We start from the raw sequence: 14,382 nt of genomic DNA, 5'->3' as shown, positions 1-14,382 counted from the left end.
AACTCCAAATCAGAAGGAGGAAAACTATTTTAAGAAAACATAGCTCATTTTCTGTCTAATTATTTGACATTAGTCCACTCGTCGGGTAATGCTTGTCTGACTATATGGTTCATGTTTTAACCTCAGCTGTTTCAAAGTTTTTCTTCTATTTATAAAGGTGCAACTTTTTCCTCGTCCTCCCACTTATTCAGCCTAGAAATAAATAAGCAACTGCAATAGATAAGACTATCGTAATGAAATCATGCACCAGTAATCCCACACTTAGATTTCTGTTTTTCTTTTCTAATTTTTCAACTCTACTTTTAAGTCTTTCAATTTCCATATGTTCTCCTCTGGATTCATTTATAAGTCTGCTTCTTTCTTGTTTAAAAACTTTAGAAATCTAGGGTTAATCCTTCGGTATAAGTTTCTCCTGCTTTACGATTCATACCGAAAACAAAGGCTATTTTTGGAACATCCTTCAAAACTTTACCATAAATCACGCCTGTTGCTTCTCCTTTTTTGTGCACTTTTTCCCCACTCAAATCGTTTGTATCCATCTCAATCGTCTGACTGCTCTTATTATCCAGCACTTGTGCTAATCTTATTCTGTTCTGGGCAAAGCTCTTTAGGTCAACCGTTTGATCTGTTTTATTGTTAAATCTAAATATAACTTTTAAAACTTGCTCACCTGAACTATCGTCTATTACTTTCCAATCCTGAACTGTTATGTCTTGTTTTTCTCCGTTTATCTGATGTGTTGAGCTTGTATATATTAACTGTTCATCTTTTAAGTTTTCTTCACTTTGTTCCACTTCTTTTTCTGCTTCATCTGGTTTTTTTTCAGATTTTTTGGATTGAATTTCTTCTTGTTCTCCATTTGAAGAGAGAAACGTATATGCTGCACTTGCTCCCACAGTTAAAAGTAGAGCAAGAGTCGTTCCTACAATAATCTTTTTCTTCATCTTTATCACAAATTTTTCCTTTACATATTGCACTTTTAGAACCATTTTAGCACAAGAGAAACATTAACGCAATGTAACGGATATTTAAAATTAAAAAATGTAACCAATGTTAAAAATTAAACAACTGTAGTTCAGATAAGACGGAAGGGAGGATAAAAAAGGAAGAAGGAAGGCAAATGTCGCGCAAATCCGAACTCAACAGCTAGCCCATAACCCCCATCACCTCTTACTTATCAAGCTGAAAGAAAGACGAATCTTCCTTTAGATAGTTTTTGCCTGATGTGAGGTCATACTGAATGATTTTCAACTCCTCGATGCGTTCTTGCTGCGCTTCATTTAAACTTACCTGAGCCGATAAAGCAGAGTTATACTCTGAGGGCAGCTCCCACATGATGCTTGATAAAAGTGCATAGTAGGGGGAAACTTTTGCATCTACAGTTTCAAGTAAAGCTGGCGCAAATTCTGCAGCGTTTAAATCGCCTTGCTTATTGCTTGCATTTCCCTTATTTGTCCAGATGAAATAATCCGTCTGATAAGCCTTAAAAGGTTCTGTTTTTAGACTCGGGTAGTCTGTTGGAAAGACGTTCGAAAGATGGTCGCCGTAAAAAACAACTGTGATTTTTTTATCCATTTTTTCTAATTCTTCCAAAAAAGCCTTTGTCTCTCTATCTGTATCAGAAATCTTACGCACATAGTTTTGTAAGTGTTTATTCTGCTCGCCTGTGTGCCCTTCACCCCTTGCTGTTAAGCTGGAAGAACCAGAATAATTTTCATAAGACATATGGTTTTGCATGGTCAAAACGCTAAAGAACTGTGACTGTGCAGGATTTATCTTATCTAGTACCTCTTTATAAACTTGTGTATCTGTCACATAGCCGTCCAATTTTTCCTGATTAATCAATATATTCGCCTTTTCCGTGTTTGATAGGGCATAAAAATGATCAAAGCCAAGTTTTTTATAAATCGTATTACGGTTATAGTTGGCTGCATTTTCAGGGTGAAGTGCAATCTTCTCTGGGAAGAAATTAGAGATAGCTGGAATAAACGGCATACTTGGAAAAACATCGGAATTAATGGTCGAGATGTTGCTGGAGTAGTTGACCATCGGAAGACCACTGAGCGATTGGGCCTCCATATTTGCTGTTCCACCTGCAAAACTATTAGAGTACATCAAGCCACCCGTTGCGCTTGCTTTTATCAGATCGATATTTTTCAGAGGATTATCAGAGAGCTTTGCACCTTTGATACGGTTAGGGTTTGATAGTGATTCACTTAAAATGTAGATTACTGTTTGATCTGCGATATTTTCTGAGCGACTCTGGTTGATTACATCAGCTTCTTTTCTGTATTTTTGGATAATTTCCTCAACCTTGGCTTGGCTATATCCCACAGGCTCCTCCATGGCTTCACCATAGATTTTCTTCAACCAAACATAGGAAAGCGACTTGTCTCTGGCTAACTTTGCTGAACCCCGCCATAAAAGACTGCCGTTATATCTTTGGACATATTGGCTCAGGAGAGGAAAGCTCACCTGCTCCTCTGGTGTATTGAGATGTTTAAAGTTCTGCATCACGGGAAAATAAAGCGAGAAAATCAAAAGCAGAGTGATAGCTCTTGTTTTCCACTCCATGATTTTTCCCTTGAAAAATCTTCTGCTTAAGAGGATTACTAGTAAAACAATGCCAAGTAAGACGAAAAGAGTCAACAAGATTAACTTTAGGTCAACAAAAGAAAGCAAAGACTGCATGTTGGTTAGCCAAGAAAGTTCTGAAACATATATCGGCTCTTGCCGCACCGAAAACTTCATGGCATTTCCTAAGCTAAATCCCCCAAAAACAAACATAATCACTGCTGTAGCAATCATATAGCGGTTAATCAGCAAGTAAATAAACATAAACACCAAGGTTAAAACAAAAATTTGAAATAGGCTTATCCCAGTCACAACATAACCGTAATACATAGGTCCTTCATCTACGCTCATTCCCGCTTGGATAAGGGAGTTAAAGACAAGTGCCAATAAAAGACTCGTTGTTAAGGCGAGTGAGAAGCTGGCTCTGTTACTTTTAAAAGCTTGAATCCCCCTGACAATAAAGAAACTGAGGACGCAAAGGACAACAAATACGAGAAGCATGTTTCCAAAAAGAGAGAGAAAGTCATCGCTCCCTAAAATATTTTCATTGGCATAAACCAGATCAAGTGGGGCCTCTGAATGTACCGGGCTAAATAATATATCCCAAATGAGACGCTCTGTCATACGGTCAATAAAGGCTAGGCTTACAAGCACTGCCATATAAACATTTTCGACCTTTATATCTGCCGCAAAATCCAAAACTTTCCACGAGCTTTGCTTATCTGGAAGACGCGTCACCAGAAAAATAGCTAAAAGTATAACAAAGACTAGAGGAAGATAAAACACCACTAAAAGCTCTAGATTTAAAGACTTATAGTCAAAGTCAAACGTTTTATTGTTGATATTTTCTGTCAAAATCATAGAAAGATGAAAGATATAATAGGCAAGAAAAATAACAGGGAGCACAAGAACACTCCTCCAGCTCAGCTTCCCTCTCCTTTCAGAATAATTTTCCTCTGGAGTGAGCCATATCTTTTTATTTTTGACAAAAACAAGACCCAGATAAGCAAAGCTTAACAGTCCCATCAGACGATAAACCACAACCACAACAGCCACAGGTGACGAATATTCCACCGCTTCAGGCAAAATATCAGAAAAAACCAAGCTGGATAAACCTATAAAAAGGAAAACCAGAGCTAGCGCTTTCAACACGTTATTCTTTTTCATTGTTACATTTCCTTTACAATATGAAATAGATTATAACATGCTCTCTAGTATTTACATAGGATTACGCAAAGTTTTTCGTTCTTCAAATAATTTTGAAGCGCCCATACAGATTTTGACGTTTTTTCCTTCGACATAAAGTCAAAACAAAAGATGCCCTGCATAAGGCATCTCCAAACTTATTTATCTCCAAACACCAAACGTTCACGTCTATCGTTCGCAACTGCCTCCACATCACTCACTTTATTGATGATGGCTGACGCAATCTCTTCCTGAACAACTCCGACCTCTGCCAGCCAAGCCGCATAACCAATAAGTGTCGTAAAAATGCTCATGTAGTCTATTATCGCGTACCGCTCTTTACTGGCAAACTCTTCCAAAATGTACTCTGCAAAAGAGTTCCCCGTCATTTGCGAAACGGGCAACATGTACTTGGCATACCATTCGAAAATGAAGACTGGCAAAATTTGCTTCACCCTTTCTTCCATATCCTTGTCTTGATAGTTAGGCACCCCTTCCTCTAAATACCGCGCCACCAAAAGTTGGTGCTTTTCAGCTGTCGCAGGTACAAATCTCCGTTTTCTCGTGCTCTTCGTTTGGAATGGCGCCGCATCTTCTGTTTCAATGGCTTCAACAACATTTTTTGAGAAATACTCTAAAACTTCCTTACTTTCAGGTCGAAAGACGCTCCTTGACTTGCCATAAGGTTTATAAGTGATGCTGATAGGAGAAAGTTTTTTCGTCTGATGTTCCAAGTTGTAGTTCATCGTCCACTGGTTCACACTTTGGTTAAAGGCTTCAACTAAATCTTTCATTGCAAACTTTACTGGAAAATTTAGACGTTTCATCCAAGATTCTAAGAGCTTAATCACCAGCAACAAACGTTGAGCTGCAGTTTCAAAACCAAGTCTAAGCGCATACATGGACGTATATTCATGTTTCAAAACCTCCAGTGGCGAAAAGAAAGCATCAGGATTCATCAAATCTTCCATGATTCTTGATAAACTTGAAAAAATTACAAACTGTTCTCGCGGATCTGTTATATCAAACTCTTCGATAAGTACTTTAGTACTGGCATGATGGATCACAGCACGTGGTGTATGAAATATCATTTCATGATATTGTGCCTCTTCATCTTCTTCTAAGTAAGAGCCATAATCTTCCTCAAACCTACCTTTAGAAAGGGAGTCACGCACAGACATTAAGTCATTGTGCATGGTTATAAAAGTGTCCACCATGGATTTAAAAGCTGTTTCATCATCAGAAATATTTTTAGCAAAGCCTAATTCTTTAAGCATCATTACTATGTGAATACCCAGTTGTATACTGTCTGTAACCTTTTGGATTTCCGTGTCGTTTAGTAATTCAGCAAATGTAAGAGAAGCAACTGCCGTAAAGCTAGCCATATCCATTTTATCCAAGGGAAGTAAGGTTAAAGCATAATAATAGCTCACAAGTTCTTCCGTATATTCAGCCACTTCCTCTGCAGCTAAATCCCTATAATTATAGTCAGAATAAGTCTCAAAGGCCCTTTTAGCAACTTGTTTAGCTATTTTCTGGTCTTTTTTCATTTGATCAAGACGGAAAATTTTTTCCCTATTCTTGGAGTCTTCAAAACCAAGTATTGTTTCACGGAACTCTTGCAACTCTTTATCTGTATAATATCTTTTCATGCAGTCTCCCAAAAATCACTTGTCATTTATTACCTGTCTTGAACGCTTCATACTTGTTCTTTGTATCCCCTTCATTTTAAAATTTTTTATATTAAAATCAAAATAATTTACTTCAAATTGACACTGTAAAAAATTGCTAGAAATAAAACTATAAAGCAATTAATGGTATTGTTTTGCTACAAAAGAATCAAAAAAGGTTGCGGGTTGAAGTCAAAAATGAGAAAAATCACTCAACTTTTCACGAATGAATATCGTGCTTGAGTGACTTTTCCTTGATGAATGCTGGTTCATTTTGAATAAATTTAGACTTTTGTTCTGACTCTATCTTTTTACTTTTTTACAATCAGTTTGATAGCTTGATTAATTTTTTCCTCATGCAGTTCAGAATCCTCGCTTAAAAGACAGTTCTTAAGATTTTCCGCAACAATCAGTCCAATTAAATTATCCAAACTTGAACGTACCGCAGTTAATTGGGTAACCACATCTATACAGTCCTTCTCGTTCTCCATCATGCGTAAAACGCCTTGGAGCTGTCCTTCTGCACGCTTCAGACGATTCATCATTTTTTTATCATACTTGTCCATAAATCCTCCAAAAATCCCTGCTTTAGTATCATTACAGTGGCTTATTTTTTTTAGAAATCAGATGAAAAGCTGCATGTTTGCTTTTTCGCTATCTCCTATAAATGTGGCAACACCACCATATTCCACGAAATCATAAAGTTCTTCTTTTTCGATTCCCATCAAGTCCATACTCATGGTACAAGCGACAAATTTTACCCCAAGATTATGCGCTTGTTCAATCAGGTCAGGCAGACTGTCCACATTTTTCTGCTTCATGATGGACTTAATCATACCTGTGCCCATGCCTCCCATGTTCATTTTAGAGATTTTGAGTTTGTCGGCACCACTAGGTAACATCATATCAAACATTTTGGCCATGCCTGATTTTTTGACTTTCTTCTTCTTCAAGACCGAAAGACCCCAGAAAGTAAAGAAGAGCGTGACATTTTTGCCATAGGCTGCTGCTCCTGTCGCAATAATCATCGAAGACAAGGCCTTATCCAAATCACCTGAGAAGATAACCATGGTTGCACCATCCTTGGTTTCAGTCAAGACACCTTGGGTGGGCAAAGTGGGGGACTTTACGACTGCCTCATGTGAACCTTTAACTAGGGTTGCGACCACCTTATTTCCTTGAATTTTGTTCTCTAACACAGTATTTCCAGTGTTTTTCGCCCAAGCTTCGACATCCGTAGAAAAGCCAAAATCACTGGCTTGAATCTCTAATCTCTGGCCTTCTTGCATTTTATCCATGCTTTCCTTGACCTTCAAAATAGGTCCAGGGCATTGCAAGCCACAGGCATCAACTTCAATCACATCGCTCGTTGAGGGTGGTGTATCTGTTTTTTTCAATGCCGTATCAGTCGGTTTTATATCAATCTGACGTAATTCATATGTTGCATGCTTATAGGTTTTATAACCACCATCGAGGTTCTTAACTTCATAACCAGCCTGCATTAAAATGCGTGCTGCATTATAGCCTCGGTGTCCTACTTGACAGTAAACATAAATGGTTTGATTTCTAGGAATTTCGCTTAAACGGTCACGAATCTGATTAAGCGGTATCTGTATACTGTTTTCTAGGGCGCCTGTCGCCAGCTCAAAGTCTTCACGAACATCTAGGAAATAAGCACCAGCAGCCAGAAATTCATCAACTTCTGACCACTGGAAAGTCCGCACTTTGTCATTTATCATATTATCCACTGTATAACCAAGCATGTTGACGGGATCTTTAGCAGATGAATACGGCGGTGCGTAAGCCAGTTCGATAGAGGCAAGCTCTGCCGCCTTTGCACCAAAACGCATGGCTGTTGAAATAACATCTATCCGTTTTTCCACCCCTTCTGTCCCCACAGCCTGAGCACCTAGTATTTTTCCATCTGGCGCAAAAAGAAGTTTCAATGCAATCGGAGCTGCCCCCGGATAATAGCCGGTGTGTGAATTGGGATGAATATGGACAGCATGGTATTCGATACCGTGATGTTGTAATAAACGCTCGCTATTTCCCGTACCCGCTGCGGTCAACTCAAAGACCTTGGCTACAGATGTGCCTTGCGTGCCTGTGTATGCTGCCGGGATACCATTGATAATATCGGCAACTAAACGCCCTTGGCGATTGGCGGGCCAGGCTAAAGGAATATTTGTCGGATGACCATTGACCGCATCAGCAACTTCAATCACATCCCCGATAGCATAGATATCTTGAAAACTTGTTTCAAGCTGCTTGTTGACTTTAATGGCACCTTTGAAACCTAGTTCAAGCCCCGCTTCTTTTGCCAGCGTATTTTCAGGAAGAACGCCAATAGATAGAATGGTCATATCTGTTGAAAGGAGCTTACCACTGTTCAAGAGTAACTCCCTTCCCTCTTGGCGAAATTCTTTCAAGCCGTCATTCAAGATGAGATTTACACCGTGCATATTGATTTGGGCATGCAGCATTTGTGCCATTTCAAAGTCAATATTTGGCATGACTTGTGGGGCCATCTCAACCAGCTGGACTTTGATACCGAGCTCAACCAGATTTTCCATCATCTCAAGGCCGATAAAGCCACCACCGATTACGGTGGCTGTCTGAACTTTATGCTGCTGAATAAAAGCTTTAATCACGTCCATGTCGGGGATGTTACGCAGGCTAAAAACATTCTTTGCATTGTCTAATCCTTCGATCGGTGGCACAATGGCTTTAGCCCCCGTTGAAATAATGAGTTTGTCAAAAGTTTCCTGATAAGATTCGCCCGTCTGATGATTAAGCACACTGACCGACTTTTCTGTAGGATTGATGGCTGTCACTTCTGAAAAGTTGCGTACATCAAGGCCGTATTGCTTATTCATACCTTCAACAGTTTGCAAAAGCAGATCATCGCGCTCTTTAATGACTCCACCAACATGATAAGGTAAACCACAATTTGCAAAGGAAATGTACTCTCCTTTTTCAAAAAGAATAATTTCATCGTCTTCATTGAGACGACGAAGGCGTGTTGCCGCTGTTGCACCTCCAGCTACGCCGCCAATGATTAAATATTTTTTCCCCATCTTTATACCGTTTTCTCTCTCCAAGCCATCATGCCGCCCTTAACATTGGTCACATCAAAGCCTTTTTTCTCCAATGTTTTATAGGCTTTTTTCGAACGTGCACCAGACTGACAAATGACATAAACCTTGGTATTTTCAGGTGCCGTAAAGGCTTCGATTTGACCCACAGGGAGATTTCTGCTTCCTTTTATATGCCCCCTTGCGTATTCTCCGGGTTCACGTACATCAAGCAACTGCGTTTTATTTTGCTTAAGTTTATCTGCTAATTCATCCGCTGAGATTGAGCGAATCTTTCCAAAACCAAACATGCTTTACTCCTCCGTTGCTAAACAGCCTGTCCAAGCTGAAGTTCCACCAAGTACATTGGTCACATCAAGCCCCTTGGCCTCCAAAAAATCGCAGGCATGCTCAGAACGTGCGCCAGACTGACAGATAATATAGCTGCCATTTTTAATTTCAGAAAAACGCTCTGTTAACTGACTCAGGGGAATATTTTTAGCTGTTGGTACGAAACCAGCTGTATACTCATAGCTTTCGCGGACGTCAATCAAAGGGGTATCACTAAGTAAGGCTTCATTAAGCTCTTGGATTGTAGCAGTTTTCATTTTCTCTCTCCTAAAGATTTTGATAAAACCATTATATACCCTATAGGGTATATTGCCAAATGAGACAACTTTGTAGAACGTCAACAATTTGCCACTGGTTCAGCGTTTTCTGTTCCCCTTGCAAAAGAAATTGCTGTAAAAGAAAATGAACCAAAAATTTCTGTTCTCTTGGTTCATTTTCATTGCTTTTATTGATGGATGATAAGGGCGGGGCGGACGCCGCCATTGGCATTGCTACCGTCTACTCTAAAATTGCCAAGCAGCCGACCAGGAGTGGTAGGCCAACCCACATCCCAAGCACGCCCTGAAGCACCAGGGGTACGCAGCCACCACCAGCTGTTACGTCCACCGACACGTGCCGCATGGTTTCGGAATGCCCTTTCATCAGTAGACAAGTGAACAACATCTGCCAGTGAAAGCGCAAAGGCTTGACGTGTTGAACCTCCAACTGCAGTTCTATCTGCTCTGACCTCATTAAATCTTTCTTCTTCCCATTCTGCTGGTATCCAACGATCACCAATCCAAGGTGCAACTGCCGCATCTTCAATAGCAGGAACTTCTGCTGGAATAGAAACAGGTTGCACCATAGCCTGAACAGCTGGCGTAAGATCATCATAGAAATCCTCTAAAACAGTCGGTTGATCATTAAAGGTCGTATTGCGTATCGCCTCATTCCGAATAATCATATGATTCCCAGAACCCATGTTTTCAAGGTAGCGGTACTGCTCCCCGGCCATGGTAAAGATACGACCCGGACGCATGGTCGAAAAGTCAAAGGCTGCTGGTGCACTGTCTTCGTTAGGCAGTGGGTTAGGGCCGTCATCGTACATCGCTCCGTTCTGGATGCCTCTGAGGAAGTCTGCCAGCTCCGCATGGTGTTGTTCCCCGTCATTGAGGAACTCCTCATGCTGGTCAGGGTGTACCAGTCCACTCTCGACATGAATCCCATAGTAGTAAAAACCGTTAAAAACTTTGTCCTCAATGGCAGCCGTCATCTCCGCTGCATCAAGCAGGTAAGAGCTGGCTTGCTCACTGTCCAGTCTGTTGGCCCAGTAAGCCCAACCTGTGTTGTGGTCAACCACCCAGAAGTTGCCTATCTTGTCTTCGTTAGGCAAGTTGCTCCACTGGTTCATGGTCATTGGCGCACGGTCTTGTTGTAAGTTTTGAGCAGTTTGGTTGGTCACTTCTTCTCCCGGCCAGATTGGACCACTGTTGTCAAAGCTGCCGCCTGCTGACCAGTAAGCATCAATTCCGTCTCCCGGGTGTGTCGCACCGTCTGTGACCGCATCTGTAGCGCCGTTCCCTTCGATCCAGTCCCGCGCATGTCCTGCCGCTGCTGTTCTCTGGTCAAGATTGTCATGGTTGAAGGTGGGCATATACCATGGGGCATCTTGACCGGAACGTTCCCAACCGAAGATGAGGCTGGCATACTGGTCAAAGGCATTTGAGGTATTGCTATTTTCTCGGTCATTGATATTGCCTGCACTTGGGATCCATGTGGTCCAGTTTTCTACATCGTCACGGCTGGTCCCTGCGACTAGGGGCGTGAAGTTGGCTTCATTACGCTGGCGGGTTTCGAGGAACTCGGACAGGCGTATCCGAGCCATGATTGGCCGTTCCCCGTAGTTTTCCACGAAGACGTCCTTGTTTTCGGTGTCTCGGTTGTAGTAGTCGTGGACACGGCCACCGACATTGATGGCCACTTCATTCAACCGGTCATTGATGGCCCGCTGGTTGAAGGCTTGGAAGGCGAAGGTGCCGCCTACTGCGAGTAACAAGAGCGACAGGAGTGCGAGGTTGCGCAGCCGCCGTTGCTTTTTCTTTTCTGGTGTCATAAACTCCTCCTTTGGCGTAACATTTACTTTTAGTTTTTCATTACAAGAGCATTTCTAATGTTACGTTTACTTTCTGAGTCTATAGTATAAAAAAAAAAAGGTCAAATGAAATGAGTGTTTGATGAGAAAAAATAGGCGTTCAATAATCTTATCAACTCAAAAAAGCGTCAGATCTACTCCATCTGACGCCAACCAACAAGGAAAAGGCAAGAAAGTTTACAAGAACTGTTTGTATGCCTATCATGATTCTTTAAAGCTACCCCACATTTCTTTTCAGCGAATGCTCAACTAAAATTCGTCGGCACCATACATTACTAGAGCAATTCCGATGATGGATAAGAGCAGCGATAAAAAACCATTCGAAAAATAACCGTTAAAAAGACAGATAGCAATACCCAAATATAAACTAGTTTTTTTCATTAAAATCTCCTCTCTTAAACCTAAGTTCATCCCTGAAAAATCCAGAACAAACCAGAATTATATATGAAATTCTAACAAATTAGAGTATGTTCCGCAAGCAAAAAATTCACGTTAAAAAACGTGAACTTCTCTTTCAATAATAGTGTTAGATTGAGTTAGGCTGGTATTTCATTTTAGGTACGCGGCACATCACTAAACAGTAAGAGCTTCCAAAGCTTTACGCTTGAGCCTTGAGAAAAAGTTTCAGAGGAAAGAATGCTCTAACTATTTTCTTTGTGCCAAATGATGTTTGAACCAGAGCATAAGCGCAGTGAACACAGCAGCAAAACCAAGGGTTAGAAATGCGATGTTTGCTGCCTCACCTGTTGCTGGTAAAATTTCTTTTTCTTTTGCTTTTCCTTCACTGCTTTCTGGGACTTTCTCATCTTTGGCTGTCACGCGTGTATTCACATTCTCTAGGGTTTTCAATGTGTAGTTATGCGCATCTGATCCCGCTAAACTAAAGATTTTTGCCATTTGCTCTGGTGTCAAGTTATGAAGCAGAACGCCTTCACCAACTTCAGCGCTAGCATTTACTCCGTCTAGGCTATGATTGCCCGACAGCAGATGTTGGAAATCCGTATTGGCATTAAGCCTCACTTCATCGCCTGAGATAACTCCCGGCACTTCTGCACGTGTCAGTGCTTCATGGTCAAAGGCTAGGGCTGTCCAATCTTCAGAAGTCAATCGGGAATTTTGTAAATTCATCGTCGCCTGCCCATTATACTGGCGTTCTAGCCAAACTTTACCCGTATAAAGTAAGGGACGAGGAGTAATCTCATAGTCTGCCTGTGCAGCCAGTCTCCCGGGGAAGTTTCCTGAATCTTGGCGATGGCCTGTAGAAGTTTGCAGAGGTGTGAGTTTGGAGACGGCACGAATCTCATGCAGAGCTACATCATCTGCCAGAACCAAATTGTTTTCGAGGTTTAAGGGCTGCCCATTCAGGGTATAGTCAAACTCGTTGAGCTGTGCGTATTCTGGTGTAAACAAGCTCTTGCTGTCTCGGACTACTTCCTCGCCATCGTACATTTTTGTCTCTTTATCTGTACCAGCGATGCTGTAGTGCGGAAACGTGTCTTCCTCTGGGCCAAAGCCAAGGACAGGCCAGTGCTGGATAGGGCTGGTGATTTGCGCAGGATTTCCTGAAACTGTCGACCACTTCCAAGCTGTCCCCATGACCCACGTCAAGTTGACATAGGAATTTTCCATGCGTAACTCACGTGCGGAAGCTAGACCCCCGTCTTTTTCACTGGCATTATTGATATGACGGTCTAGAACTTCACCATTGACCTGCATATAATCCCAGCGATAGATATCGGACATCGTGATATGTGTTGCATTACCGACAACTCCACCAACTTGTCCTGTACCAGTGACTTGACCAATAGCTACAGCATTGCTGAGGGTTGCCGCAAAGTCTGAACCACCGATAAGGCCTCCAACATTGGAAGCACCTGTCACATCACCTGAGGCATAGGCATTGACGACAGTTGTACCATAGCTGCCTGGAGAAAAAGAGGTTGGAGACATTGAACCAATCAAACCGCCGACATTGTTGCCTGTCGCTGTCACATCACCAATGGCATAAGCATCATTGACTTGGCTAAGCTGTGTAGAGCCATAGGAATTACCGATGAGTCCTCCCGCATTATTAGCGGCTGTCACATCACCTTTTGCCCAGTTACGTGAAAGCGTTGAGTTCTCCAATCGACCAATCAAACCACCAACCTGACTTTGGGCGGTGACATTTCCTGTTGCGTAGTTTTGCTCTAAGATAGAGCCTGTGCCGGCTTGACCAACCAAGCCACCAACTTGATAACCTTCTTCATAACTGCCAGAGGTTGGGGCTGATACGTTTCCTGTCGCAAAACTATTCGATGTTGTCGTATGAGCTGTTAATAACATTGGCTCTCTCGTTAAAACCGATAAGCCCTCCAACACGGAAAGAACCAGATGTACTGTCTCCAGGATCTATTGCTGTTGTGCCTTGAACACTTCCTGAGGAAGTTGTGTCTGTAATGGTCGAAGCCCCAAGACGCGCAAGGTCTTCTTGATTATGCCCAATCAAGCCCCCAACATATCTTCCAGAGCCACTAACAGTGACATTTGCACTGCTGGTTGCTACTGCCGTATTCCGGCTAAGGCCGATAAGACCGCCAATTTCTGAACTTGTACCAGTAACAGTGCCTGACACATGAACGTTAGTCACTTGGCTACCTATTAATCGTCCTGCTAAAATACCAAGCTCTGTTGAGCCTGAAACAGCTCCAATCGTAAGATTTTTGAAACTGGCATTTTCTGCAATTCCGAAAAGCCCTAGATAAGAATCAGAATTTACTGATAAATTACTGATGGTCTGATTATTACCGTCAAAATGCCCTCTAAAATATCCCGCACTGCTATCCCCTATCGGTGTCCAGGGGGACGTGAGTACAAAACTGGCTGTCAGTTTATAGTAGATACCCTCTGTGCCACTATTTGGCAAATCATCTCGAATCTGGTTGAGCTGAGCTTCATTTGCAATCTGGTAAGGGTCTGTTTCAGTTCCTGTACCAGCAGCATAGGCCGATATTTCGACTCCCTCTGCTTTTACTTCCTGACTCTCTTCTACGTCCTCTTTCACTTTTGGAACAGCTGCTGCACTTTCTGTTTCCGTTTCTACAACTTCCGCCTTCTCAGACTGCGCATTATCGTCCTTTTCTGTTGGCTCTGTAGCTTCATTTTGCACTTGATTTTGTAAGATATCTTGACCTGTTGCAAATACAGATACTGTTTGCCCCAAGATTAATGTCGTCAAAAGCAAGCCTGACAAAATTTTTTCTTTTTTCATTTTAACTCCTATTCCAAATCATTCACTTCTCAAAAATTTCTTACTTTACAAAATGATATCAAAAAATCATTTATTTATCAAAAAGATTTTTCAACTATTTCGAAAGTAAAAATTCAATGATAAAAATACAATGGCTGATAACCATTG

At 41.6% G+C, this 14,382-nt stretch carries 12 protein-coding genes; all 12 read right to left on the bottom strand.

The features are described 5' to 3' along the window. Positions 1–187 precede the first annotated feature (187 nt). The 12 genes from NFR51_RS10775 to NFR51_RS08715 all read right to left on the bottom strand — a co-directional run bounded on the left by NFR51_RS10775 (position 188) and on the right by NFR51_RS08715 (position 14,235). Positions 188–322 (bottom strand): hypothetical protein, encoded by a 135-nt coding sequence (locus tag NFR51_RS10775; RefSeq protein ID WP_277613163.1) that lies wholly within the window; start codon positions 320–322, stop codon positions 188–190. A 52-nt stretch (positions 323–374) separates the two neighbouring features. Next, a complete protein-coding gene (locus tag NFR51_RS08760) occupies positions 375–953 on the bottom strand; it encodes a hypothetical protein (RefSeq protein WP_251713324.1) in 579 nt (192 codons plus the stop codon). A gap of 217 nt (positions 954–1,170) precedes the next feature. Next, complete coding sequence (locus tag NFR51_RS08755) at positions 1,171–3,741, bottom strand: LTA synthase family protein (protein WP_251713323.1); 2,571 nt, start codon at positions 3,739–3,741, stop codon at positions 1,171–1,173. 176 nt (positions 3,742–3,917) lie between these two features. After that, on the bottom strand, positions 3,918–5,411 hold the full coding sequence (locus NFR51_RS08750) for a hypothetical protein (protein WP_251713322.1): 1,494 nt from the start codon (positions 5,409–5,411) through the stop codon (positions 3,918–3,920). A gap of 329 nt (positions 5,412–5,740) precedes the next feature. Continuing rightward, positions 5,741–5,995, bottom strand: a complete 255-nt coding sequence (locus tag NFR51_RS08745; protein WP_251713321.1) for a metal-sensitive transcriptional regulator — start codon at positions 5,993–5,995, stop codon at positions 5,741–5,743. Positions 5,996–6,052: 57 nt separating this feature from the next. Beyond that, positions 6,053–8,506, bottom strand: a complete 2,454-nt coding sequence (locus NFR51_RS08740; RefSeq protein WP_251713320.1) for an FAD-dependent oxidoreductase — start codon at positions 8,504–8,506, stop codon at positions 6,053–6,055. A 2-nt stretch (positions 8,507–8,508) separates the two neighbouring features. Further along, entirely contained in the window at positions 8,509–8,814 is a 306-nt protein-coding gene (locus tag NFR51_RS08735; protein ID WP_251713319.1) for a rhodanese-like domain-containing protein, read from the bottom strand. A 3-nt stretch (positions 8,815–8,817) separates the two neighbouring features. Further along, the gene (locus NFR51_RS08730) at positions 8,818–9,111 is read right to left on the bottom strand and encodes a rhodanese-like domain-containing protein (protein WP_251713318.1); all 294 of its coding nucleotides are present in this window, start codon (positions 9,109–9,111) and stop codon (positions 8,818–8,820) included. A 188-nt stretch (positions 9,112–9,299) separates the two neighbouring features. Next, positions 9,300–10,946, bottom strand: a complete 1,647-nt coding sequence (locus tag NFR51_RS08725; protein ID WP_251713317.1) for a DUF6273 domain-containing protein — start codon at positions 10,944–10,946, stop codon at positions 9,300–9,302. Between the two features lie 288 nt (positions 10,947–11,234). Then, positions 11,235–11,366: a hypothetical protein gene (locus NFR51_RS10770; RefSeq protein ID WP_277613162.1), complete on the bottom strand. Its 132-nt coding sequence runs from the start codon at positions 11,364–11,366 to the stop codon at positions 11,235–11,237. 264 nt (positions 11,367–11,630) lie between these two features. After that, positions 11,631–13,310, bottom strand: a complete 1,680-nt coding sequence (locus tag NFR51_RS08720) for an LPXTG cell wall anchor domain-containing protein (RefSeq protein WP_251713316.1) — start codon at positions 13,308–13,310, stop codon at positions 11,631–11,633. Beyond that, positions 13,276–14,235 carry a GLUG motif-containing protein gene (locus tag NFR51_RS08715; RefSeq protein WP_251713315.1) on the bottom strand — a complete coding sequence of 320 codons (960 nt, stop codon included), beginning with the start codon at positions 14,233–14,235 and terminating at the stop codon, positions 13,276–13,278. The genes NFR51_RS08720 and NFR51_RS08715 overlap by 35 nt, the downstream gene beginning before the upstream one ends. Positions 14,236–14,382 lie beyond the last annotated feature (147 nt).

It is taken from the genome of Lactococcus ileimucosae, assembly GCF_943193185.1.
Taxonomy (GTDB): domain Bacteria; phylum Bacillota; class Bacilli; order Lactobacillales; family Streptococcaceae; genus Lactococcus; species Lactococcus ileimucosae.
Note: the sequence above shows the minus strand (reverse complement) of the source record. Positions and strands in the feature narration are given on the sequence as shown.